Raw genomic sequence first — 23,282 nt, 5'->3', positions numbered from 1 at the left:
AGGAAATTGCATGCATGAGGATATGAATAAACGCGTATCTTCAGTCTTAGGACTTAAAAAAATGAGATTGAGCAAAAGTGTCTTCAATCTGATTTTTATCCTGACTTTTTTCCTTTTAATTCTGTTGACCATCGCTTCTTATAATCAGATAAAAAATCTCATTGCCGAAAGTCATCGCGTCATTCACACGCATGAAGTCATTGAAACCCTGGATCTGGCTTTGTTTGAAGTTGTGGATATTGAATCGCATCAACGCGGCTATCTTATAACGGGTCAGGAATTATTCTTAACTGATTTGGATGGCAGAAAAGCCCGGTTAAATAATATCTTAGAGAAATTAAAAAATCTTACGGCCGATCATCCTCCCCAACAAGAACGGGTTATGCTATTTTCGGACTCGGTTAAGGAGCGGCTGGATGTCTTAAGTAAGCTTTTGCACATCAAAGTTGCCAATAAGCTAGCCACTACGGAAGGTACGGATTTGTTAAATCATAGCCAGGCCGCTTCCGTTAAAATAAAAAGCTTGGGGCAAGAGATTAAATCCATTGAGTACATTCTATTAAAAGCAAGAAATGATACGGTGATGCAGCGTGCATACAGAGCCAGCATCATCTTGGCTGTGGGTTCATTTCTTGCTATCGCATCATTACTGTTTGCTGCCTTTTTAGTGCGTCAGGAATTGCTAAGAAGAAAAGCAATTGAAGAAAAAAATAAAAATACAGAAAACCGCCTGCGTAAAATCATCGAAAGCTCAAGGGACATGATTGCAGCATTCAATGAACAGCAAGAATTTATTATCTTTAATGAACGCTATGCACGAGAATTTAAACGCATTTTCGGCAAAAAAGTACACGTGGGGCTTTCCTTAAAAGAAGCATTGCTACACATTTCAGAAGACAAACGCAAAATTGCTGCTTTATTTGAGGATTCCCTTACTTTAGAAATTCTTGATAAACGGTTTGAATGCAGTGAAGGAGAAGAAAAACGAATCTATGAATTAACTTCCTCCCCTATTGAGGGCGAAGAATCAAGCTATCAAGGCACATTACAAACTTTGCGCGATATTACAAAACAAATGGAGGAACATACGGCCTTACAACAATCCTACGAACAACTTACCATCGGCATCAAGGCATTGGAAAATAAAAATAAACAAATTACTTTATTGGTTGAAATGAGCGACATCATGCTCGCTTGCAGTTCAGTGGATGAATTGCGCGAAGTGATGGCCAATTATTCGAAGCAGCTTTTAGACTTTGCCAGTGGCTATCTTTTCATTATGCACCCGTCTAAAAATTATCTGGAAGAAATCATGAGTTGGGGCAACCCCATTCCGCAGAAAACGACGTTTTCTCCAGATGATTGTTGGGGTATTAGGCTTGGGCGCATTCATCAAGTTGATGAAAAGCATCCTGGGCTCATTTGTCAGCATTTGGAGATGGAAGAACGTCAACATCACGCTACACTCTGCGTGCCGTTAATGGCACAAAATGATATTTACGGCATGTTATATTTAGAATCCGCTACAAAAGAATCATTATTTGCTGATGAAGATAAAAAGCTGCTGATTATTGCTTTTGCCGAATTAACCGCATTAGCGCTTGCTAATGTCCGTCTACGGGAAAATTTGCGGCATCAATCGATTCGCGACCCGCTAACCGGTTTATACAATCGCCGTTATCTGGAAGATTTTTTATTCAAGTTAATCAATCAAGCACAAAGAACAGAATCTCCTTTGTCGCTATTGATGCTTGATCTGGATCATTTTAAAAAGATTAATGACACTTTTGGACACGATGCTGGTGATGCAGCCTTGAAAGAAGTTGGGAAAATATTACAAAGCGCTATTCGTGAAGGAGATATTGCCTCTCGCTATGGCGGTGAGGAATTCTTAATTCTCTTTTACGATATTGATTTGGAAAGCACACGCAACCGCGCCAAAGCATTGCGGGAAGAAATCAGTTCATTAAAAATCAAATATGGGGCAGAACAGATTGGACCTTTTACCGTTTCTATCGGTATAGCCGCATTTCCTATTGATGGGACTACGCCCGAACAACTAATCGAAGCTGCGGATAAGGCATTATATTATGCGAAAAATCATGGTAGAAATCAGGAAGTGCTTTTTTGTGAGCTGGATTTGCAAAGACCGTCGTGAAAATCGATGAAAGCACGACCTCCTTATCGTGCTTCTTAATACCAAGAATAGTAAAACTTATTTAAGTTTAAACTCTGGCGTAGATGCTTGCTCACTGGTACGCGTCGGGGTCTTACTTAGCAATTTGAATAAGCCCGGGGTATGAGGCGTATTTCCAGGCGTCATGCTTTTGGTTTCTTTATTCTGGCTGGAGGAAGGCTGCAAAGCCCCGGACGCCCCAATAATTTCTTCCAAGGATTCTTTTAGCCCGTCATATACCTCCCCTTTCAAGTGCCTGATGCCATCAACGACCTTTTTGAGAGATTCCACTTCCTCGGGCAAAGGCGGATAAGTTACTTTTATCAATAAAAACGCTAAATTCTGCAAATTAGCCATCTTCTTGGAAAGCTTAGGCGTGGGCTCTTTATGCGTGCCGAAAGAAAAAAATGACGACAAAGTCTTCTTCAGGGTCGAACTTTCTTTAGGCGTGCTTTGCTTGCTTGTTGTTACAGATGTCATTGTTTCCTTTGAGCTACTACCACCTTGTCTTAGTGGGGAAACCAGCACCTGGTGCGTACGCGGTGTCATGCTACCGAGTTGCTTGGGCGATGTCAGCACCGACGCATTAGGGCGTGGAGTGTAAAACCCTCCGTTATTCTTTTCATTGGTAGAAATTTTACTTTTTTCCAACTGGGCTTTAACAGCTTCCTCAGGAGACCATTTACAAACCAACTTGCCAATTCTTTCAAACTGCTTAAATGCTCGCTCTTCTTCTCTAGACCATCGCGGCAATGAAGGCAATAAAACTTGAGGCTGGCTTTTTTCTTCCGTTTCATTTTTTTCTTTTTTATGATTTTTTTCTTGTATCTTTTTGCTCTCTTCTTTTAATTTTTCATGTTCCACTGTCCATTTTTGTAAACTTTGGGCAAATACCTTCGACCAAGTCTTTGCTTGAGAAATCCCTTCCATTCCCAAAGTATTAATGAGGATTTTTGAGAAAAATGCATTTGCCTCATCAACAATCGATTCATTTTCAATCATGGAATTTAAGATTTCCATATCTTTTTCATCGGGGATCATCCCCGAAGTTTTGAAGGTTTGCTTAAATTCTTTGCCACGAAATTTACTGACCAAATCATTTATTTGCTTGGTCAATTTTTCCAGTTTCTCCTTGCCTTCCTTACCTGTATTCGCAAAGCCAAAGTCTTCTCCAGAAAAGAATGCAGCGGTCAGATTAAGATAGAAATCGCCATCGGTTAAAATACAATTTTTCCAAAGATCCTCTAACATACCCAATGAGTGCTTAAATGCAGTAAATGCATCCTGGTGGTAAAATAAATAATCTTGCTCTAGTAAGGATCTTTTTCGCTGATAATCATCATGGCATTCTTGCAATGCTCTCTTATAATTTTCTTCCCAAGCTTCTTGTTCTTTCTCGACCTCATCCATGGCAAGCTCTGACTTATCATCTTCTAATTCCTTGGATTCTAAAAAAAGACCATGAATCTGTTCTGTAAGTTCTGTATAGGATTTTTTGGCTGCGTCTAGCTGCTGCGCGGCTTCGATAGCCAATTGTTTAGATTTGCTATACCGGGACATAAATACCAAATATTCACACAAATTTTGTAAAAAATAATATTGGTCAGCATGTCCCATCACCGCGCAACTAGCAAATGCGATCGCTTCAGGACCACTTTTTGGATCCAGCAGGTGGCTATAACTTTTGATGAGTTTAACACTATGCTTTTGCTCGTTTTCAAAAACGATTACGAATTCACTTTTATCAAGCGTATCCTGCATTTTTAAAATATTTACGCGTATATCAGTCACAATAATAACCTCTTTTGAGCAATATATAACTTATTTGGCAATATTTTACATTATTTAAGCTATTAATAACAGAGCGAATGAACAAATTTTGCTCACAAGAAAACACACAACGTGCCCAAGAACCCCACCACTTACATCTAAAATAATGATGCACTCACCTTTGGCATTTCCAAAATTAGCCTTCCCACTTGCAATGTATAAATTTTCCCCTATAGTTAAGGGTTTTTCCCGCTAAACATATTATGCAAGTTAAACCATTTCCTATCGTACTGGAAGAAACATTTATGCTATCTCCCAAAGTGAAGCATTTTATTTTTAAATGCAATCAAGAGAGCGTATTTGATTATGTGCCCGGCCAGTTTATTACCATCCATTTCGAACATGACGGCAAAATTCTGCGCCGCAGTTACAGTATTGCTAATGTACCCATGCAAAATAACCGCATTGAATTTGCTGCAGGTTATGTCGAAGGTGGTCCAGGCACTGAATTGCTTTTCAATTTAAAACCTGGGAATACCATTCATATTACGGGGCCTTTCGGTCGTCTAATTTTGCGCGATGACTTACCCAAACGGTATATTTTGGTGGCCACCAGCACCGGCGTTACACCTTACCGCGCCATGCTCGCGGAACTTAAAAAGCGTCTGCAACAGCATCCTGAACTGCAAATTGTTATTTTACAAGGAGTGCAAACACGTGAAGACGTCTTGTATGAAGAAGAGTTTTTGCAATTTAATACCTCTTCTCCTCGCATTATTTTTCGCACCCACTTAAGTAGGGAGCAAGAAGAAAATCTCAAGACACATGAATATCGAGGCTATGTACAAACCTCTTTTCCTGAACTAGGATTGAATCCGGAAGAAGACATGGTTTATTTGTGCGGCAATCCAGGCATGATTGATGAAGCATTTGACTATCTAAAAGAAAAAGGCTTCTCCATTCAGCATATTATTCGTGAGAAATACATTTCCGGTAAATAGTGTTCTTTTGCGCATAAAAATAATTCAAAGCGACAATTAGTCTTAAAAGACTTAACCAATCAGGAGATTTCAAATGTATTATGATGAATTAGCAAGCACTATGGAATTATTGCTGCAAGATGGCAAAGGCATCCTTGCTGCTGATGAGAGCAACGGCACCATAGGCAAACGCTTTGCCACGATTAACATCGAAAACACTGAGGAAAATCGCCGCAATTACCGTTTACTGCTTGCCACGACTCCTGATTTGGAACAATACATTCACGGGGTTATTCTTTTTGAAGAAACGTTTGATCATAAAGACGAACAGGGTACTCCCATTGCTGATTTATTCGCAAAGAAAGGCATTGTACCTGGGATCAAAGTAGACAAGGGCTTGGTGGCATTGCCCAATTCGGAAGATGAGAAAGTAACACAGGGATTGGATGGTTTAACCGAACGGCTTTTACATTTTAAAAAATTAGGCGCTAAATTTGCCAAATGGCGCAATGTCTATTCCATCTCAGAATTTACCCCCAGCCTGACTGCCATAAAAGCAGGGGCAGAAATGCTCGCCCGCTATGCAGCTTGCTGCCAATCCGTAGGAATTGTGCCGATTGTTGAACCGGAAGTATTGATGGACGGCAATCACAGCATTGAACACTGTGCTGAAGCTTGTGAATTGGTATTGCACGAATTGTTTAATGCCTTGTTTATCCATCAAGTGGAACTGGAGCATATTATCTTAAAGCCAAGCATGGTGACTTCAGGTAAAGATTTTTCTCCGTTCAGTTCCCCTGAAGAAATAGCCAATTACACGCTGGATGTATTTCGCAATCAGGTTCCCGCTGCAGTACCTACGATTAACTTCCTATCCGGTGGTCAAGCTCCCGAACAAGCCACAGAAAATTTAAATGCCATCAACAGCTTTGGCTACCAGCCCTGGCTATTAAGTTTTTCTTACGGACGCGCTTTGCAGGAAGATTGTTTACAGGCGTGGAAAGGCCAAGCAGACAATGTTGCTCAAGCTCAAGCAATGTTGCTGAAGCGTGCCCGCTTAAACAGTTTGGCTTGCTTCGGTGAGTATCATTCAGATATGGAAAAAGAATAATCTCCTTTTTAAGGCGGCATTTAATAGACATTAGATGTCGCTTGTCACCCCTTGAGGTTTTTCATGCCAACACATTTGCTTTCGCATTCTGCTAATCCTGCTGATCTCAAAGCCGCTTTGCAAAAGATACGGGAACGAATAAAACAAGGTGGGGACAAAAAACACGTTAGTGTGGCGGTACAATTGCAACTTCTTGATGAACTGAGCCAGTTTGATTTCGGACGATTTTTAATCCAAAACCGCGGCATCAATGGGTATTGGACAAATTACATGCTGACACACCCTTGGTTTGGCAGAAAAACTAAAAAGAATAACCGCGGCCAATCTTTTTCAGTACTGGAACAATTTTTGCTAGATAAAGCTCCCAGTGTATTGGCAACTCAAGAACGCTTCCAAATCTTTCTGCGAGAAAATCAGAAAGCGGTAAGAGATGAGGCAATACTTGCGACCATCCCCTCAGGAATGATGGGTGAATTACTCTATTTAGATTATCAAGGCGTACAATGTATCGGCTTGATTGGCATAGATTATGATTCCCAAGCGCTCAGCGATGCAAAGATGCTTGCTGCAAAACAGCAATTACTTGATTTTGTCGAATTAGTAGAAAGCGATGCCTGGTCCCTCCCTATTGAGGCGCAATTTGATCTTATTTCAAGCAACGGCTTAAGCATCTACGAAGCCGACGACGCTAAAGTGCTAAAATTGTACAAAGAATTTTATAGAGCTTTAAAACCAAAGGGCAAATTAGTAACCAGTTTCCTTACCTTTCCTCCTGCTCTTACCACAGAATGTGAGTGGCTCATGGAGAACATTAATGATGAGGATCTCTTATTGCAGCAAATCATCTTTTTAGACATTTTGGATGCAAAATTTCAATGCTTCCGCTCCAGTGCACAAACCGAACATTATCTTGCCGCCGCTGGATTTAAGGATATTGCTTTTATTTATGACTCAGCCCGCATTTTTCCCACGGTTATCGCCGAAAAATAACTTAATGGCTTTTGTCGATTGCAAATCAGATTGATAAAACAACCGGTTTTTGTTAGGGTAGCTGTGTTGCTTGATTGCAACAAACAATTTTTTTCACCAGGGGTGCTTAGAATCTAAGCTGAGAAATACCCTTATAACCTGCACTGGATAATGCCTGCGGAGGGAGTGTGATGCTCAAAGCATATCAAATCCATTCATTCAATTTATTTATCTTTTTCCATAATGCATTAAATTCTCGCAAGCTCAACTGTTCGTCCTCAGCCGTGATGACACGCTGTTGAATCTTTACTGCAACCCATACTCTTCTGCAACTTACCAGGCAAGCAATTTTTAAGGCTTAACATGAACTTATTACAAAAGCTACATATCGTAACTTATCCCATCATGCAAAAGATAAAAATGCATCCTTTCAATAGCCATTTATATAAAGGAAATTTACCTCCTGCCATTTTTAATGATTTTGTCAGCCAAGACCAAATTTATTTGCGAAGTCTGGCGCAAGGATTGGAGATAATCGCCAATGGTTTTACCGGCAATGAGAAAGAAAAATTTAAATATTTTTCCATGGAAATCATGCAAACAGAAGAAAAAATGCTTGAGAAATATGTGATTAGAACACCGAAATTATCTGTTATAAGAAAAGAAACCGAGATGATGTATATTACTAAAAAGTACAGCGATCATATTCTTGAATGTGCTTTTGCACCGATTCCTGTCTGCATTGCAGCGGTTTTACCTTGTTTCGAAGCCTATAGGCAGCTGGGTCAGATGATGGCGACAGAAAATTTACCCGCTTCGCATCCTTTCAAAGGATGGATTAAAACTTATTCGAGTCCTTCTTTTCTCTTCGCGACCCAGGAAATTGTTAATATTTTTTGCTTGCATGCGGCAAACCTCGATCCATATGCAACGCAAGCCATTATTAAGAATTATGAAACTTCCATGAACTTTGAACTGCAATTTTTTAACCAGGTTTATAACCCGCTTACACAAGTTTCAGTGCCAATGCTGATTGCCCAGCGCAAGGAGGCCCAAAATTACAAATTGTCATTTTTCCATCCTGTTCCTATAGCTGCCACAGAAAAAGAAGTATCTGCAGAGTATCTTACGATGAAAGCAGAGTAAACTGTGCAAAAAGAGGAACATGATCCGATAACATCCGCCAAGGTTTTCCTTGCAAGCATTGCACATCACTAACTTCCATGCCACGGAAGTAAACCCGATCGATGCACAAAGAAGGGCGTATTGCCGGAAAAGAGCGGGCATGACGCCCTTTAACGGAGTAAAAAGCTTCTTGAATGCCTAACTCCGCTTCCAAGGGTCTTGATAAATCCATGCGCCAATCGTTAAAATCCCCCGCCATCAGTAAAGGCTCATGTTCAGGAACTGCCTCGTTAATGCGCATCATTAACGTCTTGCACTGTTCGGTGCGTTCAGCTTTAAAAAGCCCCAAATGCACACATAACAAATGAATCTTCACCCCGCCATCCAATACCAGCTGGCTGTGTAAAATTCCACGCGAGGCACGATTGATATTGGACAAATTAATGTTTTCAAAACGCTCAAAGGGGTATTTGCTTAAAATGGCATTGCCGTGATGCCCTGCCTGATAAACAGCATTTTTAGCATAAACATAATGCGGCCAGATTTTTTCAGCAATGTATTCAAATTGTGGGGCTTCTGGCCATGCATCGATGCGCCTTTGCCTGCGTCTATGTTCTCCCTGAACTTCTTGCAAGAAAACAAAATCCGGGTTCAAGGAAGTAATCGCATCTTTCATTTCCGGCAATAAAAAACGTACCTTACCCAAACCGAAACCTTTGTGGATATTGTAGGTAATAAGGGATACAGTCTGTGCGGATGCTTGCATTAACTTCACCTAACCACGTTTTTAAACAATTTATGCATGGCTGCTAATGCCAATATCTTACCATTTTATGATTATATTCTTAGCATAGGCTATTTTCACAGACTATTTGAGGAAAATAACTTGCCGCCACTTAGGCGGCAAGTTATTCATGATTTTAAACGACAGGAGACAATTCTTTACATTGTTCAGGCTTCAATGCTACTTCGCTTAAAGATTGTTTTACTGCCACCTCATCCAATTTTAAATCTTTAGCAGCCTGGATAATACCGCACCCTCCTTCCTGGAAATTAGAAAAAGGAGTCCAATAATCCATGTTAGCTTTCACCATTACGCTAAATGCCTTACGGGTATCCCAGCCATTTTGATGAGCGAGCACATAAAACAAACGGTTATATACACCACTGGAGAAATGCACATCCAAACCATCATAATACTCATCGGCATTATCGATTGAGTAACCATCGCGGCTTGGTTTATCCATATAGCGCAATGCATCGTAACCACTGTTTTCTTTCATAATTTCAGCACCAATCATCCAAGTATTTTTCTTGGTTGAATAGAATTCAGCTGCTTGAGCCGCCATGTCTGAAAACGCCTCATTCATGCCGCCTGACTGACCGAAGTACATTAAATCCGAATGCTGCTCGGTAAAGCCATGACTGATTTCATGGGAACTAACCCCAAGAGAAACCAATGGATACATCATGGTATCACCATCGCCAAAAGTCATTTGCTTGCCATCCCAAAAAGCATTTTCATACCCTTCGCCATAGTGAACGCGCATAACCAATTGCATGGGTTTTCCCATTTTTGTTACTAATGGATACACCCCATACCATTTATAATACATTTGGTTAATTACCGTACCCGCGTATAAAGCATCGTTGGTTGGGGAGTAAGCTCCATTTTGTTTATCGTACCCATCCCCTTTATATCCAGTCCAGAAAACCTTCGGATTTTTAGCGTCGGGTAATTTGCAAGAAAACTGCATGGGTTTATTGGGTGCATTGTACTTATGGTGCATGTCTACAATTTTTACACCACGGTTTGCCATATAACAAATTTGGGTAGCATTATCCCGGCTTAGCCATAAGTGAGGCAAATCCTGACCGTACTGATACTTGTGTACGCGCTGATTGCCACCAAAACCTGCACCCTGGATGTGGCCACGCCCTGTTTTTACATCATTCCATTGCAGGAATGGTTTGTAAGTTTGTGCATCAATAATTGCTGTCGGACGCTCCGGTATTTTATCTGGGTATTGTACAAACACACTTACTTTATAAGCCCAAAAAGCCCGTTGATTTTCATCTACAAATACCATAGGCACCACTTGCTCTTCGCTAAGAGCGTAATTTGCATACTGAGCTTTGAAATGTTGCAACGCGCTATTTGCATTGGCTAAAAACCCAGCCGAGGGTTGTCCAAGCTCCGCCTCAAGGCCGGTAAATACAGTTCCATTCATGCTGGCTTGCTGGTTGGCGCTACTTAACAATTGAGGCGACTGCTTGCTGTGGATAATGGCATAACCACGGTATACAGGAAACCCCTGGTATTGCTGCTGCATGCGGATATGATTTACATGATTTTCATCGGTGCGCTGTTGAATAACTTTTAAGGTATTCTTGTTATTAATCCCTGCCTGCAACGTATTGGGCATAACCAACTGGAAATTTTGCTGTATGGTACTGAACGAAGCATTTTCCAGGGGAATGGGTTCTGCAGCTTTTACCGGGCTTGATAAAGCGATGGCTATACTGATAGCTAGGGGCGACAAATAAAAATTGCGGTGCATATTAATCTCCTTAGTGGTGACACTGGATAAAACGCTTTGCATTTACCCTTTATGCCAATTGTGAATACTTCTTGAATGCAAAAACAGCTATTCATTCAAGAAAAACTCCTTGTTGCACAATAAGCCCACGATTGACACCAAAACAGCATAGCACTAACGAGCATGCAACCGATAGGATCAACTTTTCTTATTAAAATTATTTTTATGGACTTACAGCCTGATTAGCAAGAAAACGACTTATCCCCACGGTCAAAGACGACGGGATGATTGGTTGAGGCGCCTTGCTAATTCAAGCAGCTTCCGTGCAGTGGAATAGATAAACAGAAATCGCAGCATAAATCAATATCACTTAAGCATTGAAGATAAATGCAATAAAACCTGCTCAGGTGTCACCTTATCACCTTTTTGGCAGAATATGCCGGTTACCCTCCCTGCAAAAGGCGATTGGATCTCGGTTTCCATCTTCATGGCTTCAAGCACCAATAAGGTCTGCCCGGCAGCCACTTCTTCTCCTTGCGAAATACATACAGCCACAATGGTTCCAGGCATGGCTACTTTAATGTCGCCAGGATCTGCGATTGTTTTTTGCTTAACCGGCGCAATCGCTCCTTCTTCAGCATTTAAAAAATCCACAACTACTTCTTCCGGCACGCCATCAACCCATAAGTAGTAAGCTTGACGCCCCTGCTGACGCATGCCTGATCCGCCCACTTTAACATGATAGGATTCTCCGTGTACGGCCATATCAAATTCAAAAACCGGGTTTGGTGTTGGAACAACTGGAACTGCCAAAGGTTCTGGTTGTAAATGCCCTTTGGCACGCTCTAACAAAAATTGCCGGGCAATTTCCGGGAACATTGCATAAGACAATACATCTTCCTTATTGACCGCTAAATCTTTTATTTCCTGGCGCAGACGCTGCAGCTCCGACGGCAACAAATCTGCCGGGCGTACCTCAATTACCTCGGTATTACCAATGGCTTTTTTACGCAAGCTTGCATTAATTTTCCCAGGCGGTTTGCCATATTTGCCCTGACAATACAGTTTTATCTCATTCGTAATGGTCTTGTAACGAGCCCCGGTTAATACATTCAGCACCGCCTGCGTCCCAACCAACTGCGATGTTGGCGTCACCAGAGGTGGATAACCGAGATCGCGGCGCACGCGTGGGATTTCCGCATGCACAGCCTCTTTCTTATCTAATGCTTGCTGCTCTTTTAACTGATTGTATAAGTTAGAAATCATGCCGCCTGGAACTTGATACGCTTGCACGCGCGGGTCAATGTCTTGCGCTTCGCTTTCAAATTGCGCATATTTTTTGCGCACTTCTCGAAAATAATCGCCTATATCAAGCAATCGATTCAAATCAAGGCCGGTCTCGTAGGGAGTACCAGCCAATGCTGCTACCAAAGATTCCGTCGCTGTATGTGACGCACCGCCGGCAAAAGAAGAAATTGCAGTATCCACATGCTGACATCCTGACTGTATCGCTTCATACAAACAAATAGCAGCCAAACCTGATGTGGTGTGGCTGTGTATATGGATGGGAAGTTGCGTAGCCTCGGACAAACCTTCATATAATGCAACCGTTGTGGCAGGGGTCAGCAACCCGGCCATATCCTTTATTGCGATGCTGTCACATCCCAACTCCGCCATGCCCTGGCCCAGTTCAATGAAATTTTCCAAGGTATGCACCGGGCTCGTGGTGTAAGCGATCGCGCCCTGCGCATGGCGTTTGTTCTTTTTAATGCCCTCAATGGCTTTTTTTAAATTACGTAAATCGTTTAATGCGTCAAAAACACGAAATACATCAACACCGTTTTTTGCAGATAAACGGATAAACTCCTGGACAACATCATCGGCATAATGGCGGTAACCCAATAAATTTTGCCCGCGCAGTAACATCGATAAACGAGTATTTGGCAAAGCTGCACGCAATTGCCGTAATCGTTGCCATGGGTCTTCTTTTAAGAAACGCAGACATGCATCGAATGTGGCTCCTCCCCACACTTCCATGGCCCAAAAACCTATCTCATCCATTTTACTGCAAATAGGTAACATGTCTTCGGTGCGCAAGCGGGTGGCGATTAAACACTGATGGGCATCCCGCAAGGTTACATCCGTCAAATAAGTGGCCATTATTCTTCCTGAAAAGCTTTCTTCTAAGAACCTATCATTATTTAACCTTTTCTTTCTAAAAAATAATAGTGAATCAACAAGATCACGCGAATACAATCGATTTTTTAAGTTGGCGGAAATTTTGAGGGTAACATGCCGACATCGTGCCGATATCCTCGTGATATAGACTTATTTTTCAAATTCAGGCAAAATCCTTGCAATTTTTTTTCCAGCCCTTGCACCTTATGAAGAAAATACTTGTTCTGCACGGCCCCAATCTTAATTTATTGGGTTCAAGAGAACCTGCGTTGTATGGAACTGCCTCACTGCAGGAATTAAATGCACGCTTACAAAAGGAAGCGGATTCTGCCGGGTATGTCTTACGTGCCCTGCAAAGCAATAGTGAAGCAGAATTGATTGATGCCATTCAGCGCGCCAAAATAGAAAACGTGCAGTACTTGATCATCAACCCGGCAGCATATACCCATACCAGCATTGCCATGCGCGATGCCTTATTGGCGGTAGCCATACCTTTTATTGAAGTGCATATCAGCAATGTGTATGCCCGCGAAGCATTCCGCCGCCATTCTTATTTTTCAGACATTGCAACCGGTGTAATCATCGGGCTTGGAACAAACGGCTATCTGTTGGCATTACAAGCCATTATTAACGAATTAAAGTAAGAGAGAGTAAGATTCATGGACATTCGTAAGATTAAAAGATTAATTGAATTATTAGATGAAACTGGGATCTCGGAAATTGAGATTAAAGAAGGTGAAGAATCCGTACGTTTAAGCCGCCATACGTACAGTTATGAACCCCATCCCATGCGAGCCGTGGCTCCGCCGCCGCTTGCAGCAGCCCAGCCTGCTGCGGTGGTTGCAACCCCAGCCCCTGAGAACAAACCGATTGAAAACAGTGCAGGGCATAAAGTTCGCTCCCCGATGGTTGGTACCATGTACACCGCGCCTTCTCCGGATACTGCTCCATTCGTCACCATGGGGCAGACGGTAAAAGCCGGCGATACCTTGTGTATTATTGAAGCGATGAAAATGTTTAACGAAATTGAAGCCGACCGCGCTGGCGTGATTACTGCCATTCACGTCGCGAATGGCGAACCTGTTGAATATGACCAGCCTCTATTTACCATCGAATAAGGGCAAAACTATGTTGAGTAAAATTGTTATTGCCAATCGTGGTGAAATCGCATTGCGTATTTTACGTGCCTGTAAAGAATTGGGAATTAAAACCGTAGCCGTGCACTCGGACGTCGATAAAGATTTACTGCATGTACGTCTTGCCGATGAAACAGTTTGCATCGGGCCTGCCCCCTCGCAAAAAAGCTATTTGAACATTCCTGCGATTATTTCAGCGGCAGAAATTACCGACGCGGTAGCCATTCATCCTGGTTATGGTTTTCTCGCGGAAAATGCCGATTTTGCCGATATTGTAGAACAAAGCGGTTTCCGTTTTATCGGACCACGTGCTGAAACCATTCGTTTAATGGGTGATAAAGTTTCAGCCATCGAGGCAATGAAAAAAGCAGGAGTTCCTTGCGTCCCCGGTTCAGACGGCCCCCTGGGTGATGAGGATGCATTAAATTTATCACTGGCTAAAAAAATAGGTTACCCCGTTATTATTAAAGCTTCTGGCGGCGGCGGCGGCCGCGGCATGCGCGTGGTACACAGCGAAGCCAATTTATTAAATGCTATTTCGCTTACGCGTAGTGAAGCCAAAGCAGCCTTCAATAATCCCATGGTTTACATGGAAAAATTCCTTGAAAATCCGCGGCATATTGAATTCCAGGTATTAGGAGATGGCAAGGGCAATGCGGTTCATTTAGGAGAGCGAGATTGCTCCATGCAGCGCCGCCATCAAAAAGTGGTGGAAGAAGCCCCTGCCCCAGGCTTGAGTGCTGAATTGCGTAAAGAAATCGGGGACTGCGTGGTCAATGCTTGCCGCGAACTTCACTACCGCGGAGCCGGTACTTTTGAATTCTTATATCAAGATGGGTGTTTTTATTTCATTGAAATGAATACTCGCATCCAGGTGGAACACCCGGTTACGGAAATGATCACAGGCATCGATTTAATAAAAGAGCAAATTAAAATCGCAAGCGATCTTCCTTTCACGCTCACGCAGGAAGCCATCAAAATGCGCGGGCATGCCGTTGAATGCCGAATCAATGCAGAGGATGCGAAAACTTTTATGCCATCGCCCGGATTAATCCGCTTGCTGCATCAACCCGGTGGACCTGGCATTCGTTTTGACTCTCATATTTACAGCAGTTATTCTGTTCCTCCAAACTATGATTCGATGATTGGAAAATTAATCAGTTATGGCGAAACCCGTGCAGAAGCTCTTGCCCGCATGCGCAATGCCCTGGATGAAATCATCATTGAAGGCATTAAAACCAACGTCGAATTGCATCAACGCATTTTAAACGACAAAGGGTTTATGCAAGGTGGAACCAATATTCATTATTTAGAAAAAATGTTGAAGGATTAATGTGTTCCAATTACAAATTGAGTGTCGCCGCGATGAAGCGGAGCAGCTTGACGAACTACTTGATACAACAGGCGCTTTATCGATTACCATGACCGATAAACACGACGATGCCATTTTGGAGCCGGAATTGGGGACAACCCCACTCTGGCCCAATGTGGTTATTCATGCCTTGTTTGAAGAGAAAGAGTTAGCCCAGCATGCCGAAAAAATATTGCTGCTGTCGCACCCGCATTTAACAGCAGTGTGCAATGAATTACCTGAACAAGACTGGGCTCGTGCTTGCCTAAAGGATTTCAAACCTCTGCAATTCGGGAAGCGTTTATGGATTTGCCCATCTTGGCTAACGCCGCCCGATGCCGAGGCAGTCAATTTAGTGCTCGATCCAGGCTTGGCCTTTGGTACCGGCACGCATGCGACCACGTCTCTTTGCCTGACCTGGCTTGAACAAGCTCCACTGGCGCAAAAAACGATCATTGATTATGGCTGTGGCTCAGGAATTTTAGCATTAGCGGCTTTGAAGCTTGGGGCTCAACATGCCTATGCAGTAGATATCGATGCACAAGCTTTGTTAGCCACGCAGGAAAATGCCAAGGGTAATGACATTCCACCCGCACAACTTTCCGTTAGTTTTCCTGATTCTTTAAATACAAAAGCCGATATTTTAATTGCAAACATCCTTCTCTCACCTTTATTAAAACTAAGAGAACGTTTTTACGAATTGCTAAAAAATAACGGAATTTTAGTGGTTTCAGGAGTCTTGGCTGAACAAGTGGATTCTTTACTTGGCGAATATAATGAGCAATTCTTGCATGAAAATACCCTCATCCAGGGAGACTGGGCTTTAGTGATTTTTAAAAAGCTATGATGGAAAAAGATACCCGGGCCATCATCACAGCCCGGGTAAGCAAGTGCAGTAAATCCCAGAATTAATCCAATAACCCAAGCTCTTTAACTGCATCGCGCTCACTGCGCAATTCATTTAATGTGTCATTAAATTTAGCCTGGCTGTATTCATTAAAGGGCAATCCTTCCACGACGCTGACTACGCCATGTTCCAAGCCGACTCGACGCACCAAACCATGTTCGCGGCGGCAAGGGAACGAAAACATCAAACCCTCGTCCACACCATATTCGCCACGCGAACTGCACACCATAGAAAACGTCTCACCTTCCACCGTATCCGTCACCAAATGATTGACACCCACGACAATAGCGTTGGCTGCAGAAGCTGCAGACGAAGCACCACGGGCTTTGATAACTGCCGCCCCACGTTGTTGCACGGTAGGCACAAACGTCTCGCGCAGCCATTGTTCGTCATCAATGACTTTCGCAGCAGAAATGCCATTAATTTTAGCATTGTAAAAATCAGGGAATTGCGTGGAGGAATGGTTACCCCAAATCGTCATTTGGCTTACTGCAGTCACATCGACTCCGGCCTTTTGAGCCAATTGCGTGCGAGCGCGAAGCTCATCTAAAGTGGTCATGGCATAGAAACGATCATCGGGTACATCTTTAGCATGATGTTTGGCAATGAGGCAATTTGTATTGCAAGGATTTCCTACTACAAAAACGCGCACATCATCACTGGCATAATCATTAATAGCTCTGCCTTGATTGATGAAAATACTGCCGTTGATTTTTAATAAGTCAGAGCGCTCCATTCCTTGCTTGCGCGGCACCGAGCCTACTAATAAAGCCCAGTTCACCCCATCCATTGCTTCTTTCAAATCCGAAGTACAAACAATACGTTTCAACAGAGGAAATGCACAATCATCAAGCTCCATAGCAACACCATTAAGTGCTGGCAACGCAGGTTCTAATTCAAGAAGATTTAATTCGATATCAGTATTCGGACCAAACATTTGTCCTGACGCCAAACGAAACAACAAAGCATAACCGATTTGACCGGCTGCGCCGGTAATAGCGACTCTTATTCTATTATTCATATTCTTCCTCTTCTTGGTTTAAGCTTAGCAGAGGGTCAATTCTGCAAAACGATACGGGTTTTGGCTATCTTAATAAAATTTGTACAAAACCCTGAGAGTTAAGGTGCGACTTATGATACTATCGCCTATTCCAACAAGCCAGCGTAATTTATAGCCATGGTGCCGCTATCGCTCTACATCCACATTCCCTGGTGCATACGCAAATGCCCTTATTGTGATTTCAATTCACATAAAAGCCCGGATGAACTGCCTGAAGAGCAATACGTAAATGCCTTAATTGCAGATTTGCAAGAAGATTTGCTGACTTTTGAAAACCGTGAATTAAAATCGATTTTTATTGGCGGCGGCACGCCCAGTTTGTTTTCTGCAAAAGCCTACGAAACTTTGTTTATGCGTTTAAAAAAAATACTACCTTTTGCGGAAAATATTGAAATCACCCTGGAAGCCAATCCAGGCACTGTAGAGCAACAGCGTTTTACCGAGTACCGGGCGTTAGGAATCAATCGTTTGTCGTTGGGCATTCAAAGTTTTAATGCAGAACACTTAAAAGCGCTTGGGCGCATCCATGATGAAAAACAAGCTCATCTAGCAATTGAAAGCGCACGTAAAGCCGGCTTTAACAATCTTAACCTCGATATCATGCATGGCCTTCCTGGCCAATCGCCTATGCAGGGTGTGCACGATTTAAGGACCGCATTATCGCATCAACCCGAGCATTTATCGTGGTATCAATTAACCATTGAGCCGAATACCGTTTTTTATAAAAAAACTCCACTTCTGCCTTCAGAAGATGAAACTTTTGCCATTGAAGAACAAGGGCTTGAATTATTGCATGCCCATGGGTTTAAGCGTTATGAAATTTCAGCGTTTTGCCGGGAAGACAAACGCTGTAAACACAATATGAATTACTGGTTGTTTGGCGATTATTACGGGATTGGTGCGGGCGCACACGGCAAAATTACATCGGCTGCGGTTAAAAAAATTTACCGTACGCGCAAACAGAGGCAGCCCCGTGACTATCTCGCGCTTGATAAGCCTTTTTTAGCAGCGCAAGAAACCGTAGGGCCTGATAATCTTATTTTTGAATTCATGTTGAATACAACCCGTTTGCAAGACCCCATACCGCATTTTCTTTTTAACGAACGCACTCTCTTGCATTTTGAAACTCTCGAGTCAAAATTGCTGTTGGCTGAACAAAAAGGCTTGCTCACCATGGATTCAACCCATTGGCAAGTTACCCCGCTTGGCAGACGCTATACCAATGATTTACAACTTTTATTTCTGCCGGATCAATAAATTTGATTTAAACAGTAACCCACTTCACAAAATTTTTTGCTTCCTTGATAATAGCTTCTTTTAAAAAGCCGGTTTAATTATGCTTACCATGTTTTTGTTTGTGCTGATGGTGTCTATTGGCTATTTGCTGGGTTCTGTTTGCTCTGCAGTAATCGTCTCTAAAATATTTAACTTGCCGGACCCACGTATTCAAGGTTCGCAAAATCCGGGAGCCACCAATGTGCTGCGCTTGTCCGGCAAAAAATATGCTCTTATGGTTTTACTGGCTGATATATTGAAAGGGTTGTTGCCAGTTTTGCTGGCCAAACTACTGGGTGCAGGCATTATCGTCGAAAGCTTTACTGGTTTGGCCGCTGTTTTGGGGCATATGTACCCTGCTTTTTTTCATTTTAAAGGTGGCAAAGGGGTTGCTACTGCCTTGGGCGTTTTGCTTGCTCTTAATTTAATTCTTGGAGTGCTGGTGATTGCGACGTGGCTTCTTGTTGCCAATTTTGCCCGTTATTCTTCCCTGGCTTCTATTGTGTCAATTGTCTTTGCGCCTTTTTATTCCCTGTTTATTTTTGGCAATTTAAATGCTTTCCCGCCCTTATTATTGATTGCGCTTTTTGTCCTGTATAAACATCGTAACAACATTACCCGATTAACGGACGGCACGGAACCTAAGATTAATTTCCGCAAAAAAATGGCTACAGATTTTACTGATACCCCACTTGCAGAAGAATCTATTGAACTCTTGGCAGATGAAGAAGTTGAGGATGCTGATGCCGGCATCAACCCCACTGAAATAGAAAAAAAATAAATGTAAGTATCCCGGATAAAGAGCACCTATCCGGGAATGTGGCTTAATCCTGACTGCATGCCAAAGGCCAACGCGCCTTAACCGCAATCTCCAAACTGCAATCTTTCATCCCTTCAAGCAAGTGCAAGCACCCTGCGTAAGCCACCATAGCGCCATTATCCGTGCAATATTCCGGGCGCGGAAAATACACATCCCCCTGTTGGGCAGCCATGAGTTGCCTAAGTGCCGCGCGCAGCGCCCGATTGGCCCCCACCCCCCCTGCAACAACCAAGCGTTTACTTAACGTTTGCTTGATGGCACGCTGGCATTTGATAATTAAAGTTTCCACCACGGCTTCCTGGAATGCTTTGGCAATGGCATGGCGTGCTTTGTCATCTTTGTTGCTGTTGTTCCACGCCGTCAACGCATGGGTTTTAAGCCCGCTAAAACTAAAATCAAGCCCAGGCCTATCCGTCATCGGACGGGGGAAAGCCGACAAGGCCGGCAATTCCTGCAAAGCAGCGTCAGCAAGCGCCGCTAATTTTGCCCCGCCAGGATACGGAATGCCCATTAACTTTGCAGTTTTATCAAATGCCTCTCCCACGGCATCATCCAATGTATCCCCCAGCAAACGATACTCCCCCAAAGCACGCGCTTCGATAAGTTGCGTATGCCCACCGGATACTAAAAGCACAATAAAAGGAAACGCAAGTTCAGGCGACTCCAGTTTTGCGGCCAATAAGTGTGCTTCCAGATGATGCACCGCAATGGCAGGAATATTAAGAGCAAATGCAAAACTCTTGGCAAAGCAAGCCCCGGTTAGCAAGGCACCCACTAAGCCTGGGCCGGCGGTATAAGCCACCGCTTGTAAATCTTCTTTACTTTTATTTGCCTGCGTGAGCGCGCTGTTAATTAATGGAAGTAAATACTTCACATGATCACGCGATGCCAATTCCGGTACCACCCCGCCATACATCCGATGGATCGGGATTTGCGAATAGAGAGCATGCGCCAATAATCCCTGCTCACTGTCATAAATCGCCACTCCTGTTTCATCGCAAGATGTCTCAATACCCAATACCAACATGTTCAAATCCCGATCACTTTGCCTAAATGCACCTATTATACCCAGATTCATTGTTTTACGAAGAAATTTGTAATACATTAGCCCGCCTGGTCTATCAGCAGCTTATCTGTCATCAACAAGTATGCGTTAGAAAACGCGCCTCATTGGCATTTTTGCCAAAATGCTAGCCAATCTTTACATTTTACAAATAATTAAGAGCAGTTTACTCCGCAATTCGAACAAATACTTGACGACTGCCATGACTGCAACTAGAATTGCCAGCCTATTGATCAAATTTTAATTGAGGACTGTTGAATGCCTACCATTCGCGTGAAAGAAGGCGAAAATCCTGAATACGCATTACGCCGTTTCAAGCGTGCCTGTGAAAAAGCAGGAATTTTAACTGAGTTACGCCGCCGTGAGTTTTATGAAAAACCTACTGCCGAGCGCAAGCGCAAACAAGCTGCTGCAGTTAAACGTCATCTGAAAAAAATGTCTCGCGACAATGCTGCAGGCCGAGGCATGGCTAAAGCTCGACGCAAAAAAGCATGACCACGATAAAAGATCAAATCAGCAATGACCTCAAGGACGCCATGCGTTCTAAAGATAAAAATAAATTAGAGGCATTGCGGTTGATGATGGCCGCCGTTAAGCAAATTGAAGTTGATGAGCGCATACAAGTAGACGATGCGCGTATGTTGGCTATTTTAGACAAGCTCGCCAAACAACGCAAAGAATCCCTTGCCCAATTTCAGGCTGCTGGCCGGGCCGATCTGGTGGCCCAAGAGCAGTTTGAGCTGGATATCATCAATCAATATTTACCCGAGCCTATTTCTGATGCTGAATTGGAAATGCTGGTTTCCGAAGCGATTAATGATTTAGGCGCGGAAAAAATCAGTGATATGGGCAAAGTTATGGCGCAACTTAAGCCAAGACTACAGGGCCGTGCTGACATGAGTAAAGTCAGCGCCATGATCAAAGCCAAACTGAGTTAATTCATTTTCTTATGCAGCAGCTTATTAAAGTTTGCTGCATTAGTCTATTTCCGCAGAAAAAGGTGACATTATGACAGGCCTTATACCACGGCCATTCATTGATGAGTTACTAAATCGTACGGATATTATTGAATTAATTGATAGTTATGTTCCTCTCAAAAAACGTGGCAATAGTCACCTTGCCTGCTGCCCTTTCCATAATGAAAAAACACCTTCATTTAATGTATTAGCCAAAAAACAATTTTATCACTGCTTTGGTTGCGGGGCGAGTGGGAACGCCATCAGCTTCATCATGAATTATCTGCATTTAGGTTTCGTGGAAACCATAGAAACCCTGGCGTTACGGGTGGGCATGCAAGTCCCACGTGAGGAAAATCACTCCCATAATAAGTCATCGGATTTATACCAATTACTAAAGCAAGTCGCGCAATTTTTTCAAAAGCAACTTAAGGAAAATCAGGAAACCATTTCGTATTTAAAAAAACGAGGAGTGAGTGGCGAAATAGCGCGCTTGTATCAGCTTGGTTATGCGCCTTCTGGCTGGCACGTCTTGGAAACACAATTTAAATCCAGGCGCAATGAATTGATTGCTGCGGGGATGTTGGTGCAGAAAGAAAACGGGCAAACTTATGATCGCTACCGTCACCGGGTAATTTTTCCCATCCACGATCGTCACGGCAGAATTATTGGTTTCGGCGGTCGCATACTTGCCAGCGAGCAGCAGCCTAAATACTTAAACTCACCCGAAACAGTTATTTTTCAGAAAAACCGTGAGCTCTATGGCTTACATCAAATCATCCAGCAAAAAACTGTTATCAACCACATCGTAGTGGTGGAAGGTTATATGGATGTCATTGCCCTGGCAGAGCATGGCATTTTAAATGCTGTAGCCACATTAGGCACGGCAACCAGTACGTTTCATATCCAATTGTTGAGCAAACACACCAAAAACATAATCTTTTGTTTTGACGGCGATGCTGCCGGACGCAAGGCCGCTTGGCGGGCATTAGAAAGCACTTTGCCTTCTTTGAATGAAGGCTTGGCCGCAAACTTCATCTTTTTACCGGAAGGGCATGATCCGGATAGCTTGGTGCGTGCTGAAGGGAAAGATAAATTTTTGCAACGTTTGCAACAAGCCATACCACTCAATCAATATTTTTTTACAACGCTTACAGAAGATTACGACAGCACAAACTTATCTTCCCGCACCCAATTGGTGAATGCCGCAAAACCTTATCTTTTAAAAATGCCAGAAGGCCCTTATAAGGAAATGATGCTGGATGAATTGGCACGCTTGACCCGTATTGAACATCACAGGCTCACCCAATTGCTGGAAGACAAAGTTTCCATTAATTTACACGATGCGAGCGTCAACATGGCCCGCTCCCCGCTTCGTCTGGCTGTAGCCCTGCTTTTGCAAAACCCGGAATTATACCAGGCACACAGCCAAGAACTCCCTCCCCACTTACTGGATGCCCCCAATCAAGCCATATTGCAAACCTTAATGCAGCAAATTGCTGAACATCCCGGCATTAATACCGCATCTTTAGTAGAATTTTGGCGGGACAGTAACTTGTTTGAATCGATGAACAAATTAGCCGCCTGGGATCATCAAGTACCGGAAGCAGCCTTGTCCAAAGAATTCTTGGATATCATGAATTTTCTGATTAAACAAAACCGTGAAAATAAAATTCAACAATTACTGGAAAAATCGCGAACCATGAGCTTAACTGAATCGGATCGTCTACAATTACAAGATATGTTAAAAGAGAGGCACAAAGTAAATTAATTAACACAATGGAAAGAATGGGTAAAAATGGGAATAACTGGTATGTTTTTGTAAGCCAGTTTATAATTAAACCATTTTTCAGTTTTAAATTTTC

20 protein-coding genes and 1 riboswitch are annotated in these 23,282 nt (G+C 42.9%); of the genes, 14 read left to right on the top strand and 6 right to left on the bottom strand.

The genetic code is table 11. From position 1 onward, the window contains the following. Positions 1-10 precede the first annotated feature (10 nt). Positions 11-2,158, top strand: coding sequence for a diguanylate cyclase (locus tag NKV53_RS06785; RefSeq protein ID WP_127057483.1), 2,148 nt, complete (start codon positions 11-13; stop codon positions 2,156-2,158). A 57-nt stretch (positions 2,159-2,215) separates the two neighbouring features. Here NKV53_RS06785 and NKV53_RS06780 read toward each other — a convergent pair whose 3' ends face one another. Beyond that, positions 2,216-3,967: a hypothetical protein gene (locus NKV53_RS06780; RefSeq protein ID WP_126954726.1), complete on the bottom strand. Its 1,752-nt coding sequence runs from the start codon at positions 3,965-3,967 to the stop codon at positions 2,216-2,218. A gap of 242 nt (positions 3,968-4,209) precedes the next feature. On the opposite strand from NKV53_RS06780, the gene NKV53_RS06775 reads away from it, so the two are divergent. From NKV53_RS06775 to NKV53_RS06760, 4 genes are all read left to right on the top strand, one after another. Further along, positions 4,210-4,947 (top strand): ferredoxin--NADP reductase, encoded by a 738-nt coding sequence (locus NKV53_RS06775; RefSeq protein WP_126954727.1) that lies wholly within the window; start codon positions 4,210-4,212, stop codon positions 4,945-4,947. Positions 4,948-5,020: 73 nt separating this feature from the next. Continuing rightward, positions 5,021-6,037, top strand: a complete 1,017-nt coding sequence (locus tag NKV53_RS06770) for a class I fructose-bisphosphate aldolase (protein WP_126954728.1) — start codon at positions 5,021-5,023, stop codon at positions 6,035-6,037. 63 nt (positions 6,038-6,100) lie between these two features. After that, on the top strand, positions 6,101-7,027 hold the full coding sequence (locus tag NKV53_RS06765) for a class I SAM-dependent methyltransferase (protein ID WP_126954729.1): 927 nt from the start codon (positions 6,101-6,103) through the stop codon (positions 7,025-7,027). Between the two features lie 88 nt (positions 7,028-7,115). Beyond that, positions 7,116-7,210, top strand: a riboswitch (TPP riboswitch). Positions 7,211-7,369: 159 nt separating this feature from the next. Continuing rightward, a complete protein-coding gene (locus NKV53_RS06760) occupies positions 7,370-8,152 on the top strand; it encodes a hypothetical protein (RefSeq protein ID WP_126954730.1) in 783 nt (260 codons plus the stop codon). On the opposite strand, the gene NKV53_RS06755 is transcribed toward NKV53_RS06760, so the two are convergent. The 3 genes from NKV53_RS06755 to oadA form a co-directional block, all read right to left on the bottom strand. Then, positions 8,133-8,897, bottom strand: coding sequence for an endonuclease/exonuclease/phosphatase family protein (locus NKV53_RS06755; RefSeq protein WP_126954731.1), 765 nt, complete (start codon positions 8,895-8,897; stop codon positions 8,133-8,135). The two genes, NKV53_RS06760 and NKV53_RS06755, sit on opposite strands and share 20 nt — an antisense overlap. A gap of 154 nt (positions 8,898-9,051) precedes the next feature. Continuing rightward, positions 9,052-10,692, bottom strand: a complete 1,641-nt coding sequence (gene proA, locus NKV53_RS06750; protein ID WP_126954732.1) for a zinc metalloprotease ProA — start codon at positions 10,690-10,692, stop codon at positions 9,052-9,054. Positions 10,693-11,037: 345 nt separating this feature from the next. Continuing rightward, the gene (gene oadA / locus NKV53_RS06745) at positions 11,038-12,831 is read right to left on the bottom strand and encodes a sodium-extruding oxaloacetate decarboxylase subunit alpha (protein WP_126954733.1); all 1,794 of its coding nucleotides are present in this window, start codon (positions 12,829-12,831) and stop codon (positions 11,038-11,040) included. Positions 12,832-13,055: 224 nt separating this feature from the next. On the opposite strand from oadA, the gene aroQ reads away from it, so the two are divergent. From aroQ to prmA, 4 genes are read left to right on the top strand one after another with little or no spacing between them, the layout of a single operon-like run. Then, positions 13,056-13,493, top strand: coding sequence for a type II 3-dehydroquinate dehydratase (aroQ, locus tag NKV53_RS06740; RefSeq protein ID WP_126954734.1), 438 nt, complete (start codon positions 13,056-13,058; stop codon positions 13,491-13,493). 15 nt (positions 13,494-13,508) lie between these two features. Continuing rightward, positions 13,509-13,967, top strand: a complete 459-nt coding sequence (accB, locus tag NKV53_RS06735) for an acetyl-CoA carboxylase biotin carboxyl carrier protein (RefSeq protein WP_126954735.1) — start codon at positions 13,509-13,511, stop codon at positions 13,965-13,967. A gap of 10 nt (positions 13,968-13,977) precedes the next feature. Then, entirely contained in the window at positions 13,978-15,318 is a 1,341-nt protein-coding gene (accC, locus tag NKV53_RS06730; RefSeq protein ID WP_126954736.1) for an acetyl-CoA carboxylase biotin carboxylase subunit, read from the top strand. A 1-nt stretch (position 15,319) separates the two neighbouring features. Further along, positions 15,320-16,183 carry a 50S ribosomal protein L11 methyltransferase gene (gene prmA / locus NKV53_RS06725; RefSeq protein ID WP_199737843.1) on the top strand — a complete coding sequence of 288 codons (864 nt, stop codon included), beginning with the start codon at positions 15,320-15,322 and terminating at the stop codon, positions 16,181-16,183. A gap of 61 nt (positions 16,184-16,244) precedes the next feature. Here prmA and NKV53_RS06720 read toward each other — a convergent pair whose 3' ends face one another. After that, a complete protein-coding gene (locus NKV53_RS06720; protein ID WP_126954738.1) occupies positions 16,245-17,264 on the bottom strand; it encodes a malate dehydrogenase in 1,020 nt (339 codons plus the stop codon). A gap of 156 nt (positions 17,265-17,420) precedes the next feature. Between NKV53_RS06720 and hemW the strand changes: the two genes are divergently transcribed. Continuing rightward, complete coding sequence (gene hemW, locus NKV53_RS06715) at positions 17,421-18,560, top strand: radical SAM family heme chaperone HemW (protein ID WP_126954739.1); 1,140 nt, start codon at positions 17,421-17,423, stop codon at positions 18,558-18,560. A 79-nt stretch (positions 18,561-18,639) separates the two neighbouring features. After that, positions 18,640-19,359, top strand: a complete 720-nt coding sequence (gene plsY, locus NKV53_RS06710; protein WP_233579826.1) for a glycerol-3-phosphate 1-O-acyltransferase PlsY — start codon at positions 18,640-18,642, stop codon at positions 19,357-19,359. Between the two features lie 43 nt (positions 19,360-19,402). Here plsY and tsaD read toward each other — a convergent pair whose 3' ends face one another. Continuing rightward, on the bottom strand, positions 19,403-20,425 hold the full coding sequence (tsaD, locus tag NKV53_RS06705) for a tRNA (adenosine(37)-N6)-threonylcarbamoyltransferase complex transferase subunit TsaD (RefSeq protein WP_126954745.1): 1,023 nt from the start codon (positions 20,423-20,425) through the stop codon (positions 19,403-19,405). A gap of 294 nt (positions 20,426-20,719) precedes the next feature. Between tsaD and rpsU the strand changes: the two genes are divergently transcribed. From rpsU to dnaG, 3 genes are all read left to right on the top strand, one after another. Continuing rightward, on the top strand, positions 20,720-20,956 hold the full coding sequence (gene rpsU / locus NKV53_RS06700) for a 30S ribosomal protein S21 (RefSeq protein WP_127033777.1): 237 nt from the start codon (positions 20,720-20,722) through the stop codon (positions 20,954-20,956). Beyond that, a complete protein-coding gene (locus NKV53_RS06695; RefSeq protein ID WP_126954741.1) occupies positions 20,953-21,399 on the top strand; it encodes a GatB/YqeY domain-containing protein in 447 nt (148 codons plus the stop codon). The genes rpsU and NKV53_RS06695 overlap by 4 nt, the downstream gene beginning before the upstream one ends. 70 nt (positions 21,400-21,469) lie before the next feature. Then, positions 21,470-23,188 carry a DNA primase gene (gene dnaG, locus NKV53_RS06690; protein WP_126954742.1) on the top strand — a complete coding sequence of 573 codons (1,719 nt, stop codon included), beginning with the start codon at positions 21,470-21,472 and terminating at the stop codon, positions 23,186-23,188. The last annotated feature ends 94 nt before the right edge of the window (positions 23,189-23,282 follow it).

It is taken from the genome of Legionella sp. 27cVA30, from assembly GCF_024160945.1.
Lineage (GTDB): Bacteria > Pseudomonadota > Gammaproteobacteria > Legionellales > Legionellaceae > Legionella_A > Legionella_A septentrionalis.
The sequence above is the reverse complement of the archived record's forward strand: the minus strand, read 5'-3'. Positions and strand labels throughout refer to the sequence as shown.

What these genes read in the sequence shown, in the direction of transcription:
- NKV53_RS06785 (WP_127057483.1), top strand. Translation starts at nt 11, where the DNA reads ATGCATGAGGATATGAATAAACGCGTATCTTCAGTCTTAGGACTTAAA.
- NKV53_RS06775 (WP_126954727.1), top strand. Translation starts at nt 4,210, where the DNA reads ATGCAAGTTAAACCATTTCCTATCGTACTGGAAGAAACATTTATGCTA.
- NKV53_RS06770 (WP_126954728.1), top strand. Translation starts at nt 5,021, where the DNA reads ATGTATTATGATGAATTAGCAAGCACTATGGAATTATTGCTGCAAGAT.
- NKV53_RS06765 (WP_126954729.1), top strand. Translation starts at nt 6,101, where the DNA reads ATGCCAACACATTTGCTTTCGCATTCTGCTAATCCTGCTGATCTCAAA.
- NKV53_RS06760 (WP_126954730.1), top strand. Translation starts at nt 7,370, where the DNA reads ATGAACTTATTACAAAAGCTACATATCGTAACTTATCCCATCATGCAA.
- NKV53_RS06755 (WP_126954731.1), bottom strand. Translation starts at nt 8,897, where the DNA reads ATGCAAGCATCCGCACAGACTGTATCCCTTATTACCTACAATATCCAC.
- proA (WP_126954732.1), bottom strand. Translation starts at nt 10,692, where the DNA reads ATGCACCGCAATTTTTATTTGTCGCCCCTAGCTATCAGTATAGCCATC.
- oadA (WP_126954733.1), bottom strand. Translation starts at nt 12,831, where the DNA reads ATGGCCACTTATTTGACGGATGTAACCTTGCGGGATGCCCATCAGTGT.
- aroQ (WP_126954734.1), top strand. Translation starts at nt 13,056, where the DNA reads ATGAAGAAAATACTTGTTCTGCACGGCCCCAATCTTAATTTATTGGGT.
- accB (WP_126954735.1), top strand. Translation starts at nt 13,509, where the DNA reads ATGGACATTCGTAAGATTAAAAGATTAATTGAATTATTAGATGAAACT.
- accC (WP_126954736.1), top strand. Translation starts at nt 13,978, where the DNA reads ATGTTGAGTAAAATTGTTATTGCCAATCGTGGTGAAATCGCATTGCGT.
- NKV53_RS06720 (WP_126954738.1), bottom strand. Translation starts at nt 17,264, where the DNA reads ATGAATAATAGAATAAGAGTCGCTATTACCGGCGCAGCCGGTCAAATC.
- hemW (WP_126954739.1), top strand. Translation starts at nt 17,421, where the DNA reads ATGGTGCCGCTATCGCTCTACATCCACATTCCCTGGTGCATACGCAAA.
- plsY (WP_233579826.1), top strand. Translation starts at nt 18,640, where the DNA reads ATGCTTACCATGTTTTTGTTTGTGCTGATGGTGTCTATTGGCTATTTG.
- tsaD (WP_126954745.1), bottom strand. Translation starts at nt 20,425, where the DNA reads ATGTTGGTATTGGGTATTGAGACATCTTGCGATGAAACAGGAGTGGCG.
- rpsU (WP_127033777.1), top strand. Translation starts at nt 20,720, where the DNA reads ATGCCTACCATTCGCGTGAAAGAAGGCGAAAATCCTGAATACGCATTA.
- NKV53_RS06695 (WP_126954741.1), top strand. Translation starts at nt 20,953, where the DNA reads ATGACCACGATAAAAGATCAAATCAGCAATGACCTCAAGGACGCCATG.
- dnaG (WP_126954742.1), top strand. Translation starts at nt 21,470, where the DNA reads ATGACAGGCCTTATACCACGGCCATTCATTGATGAGTTACTAAATCGT.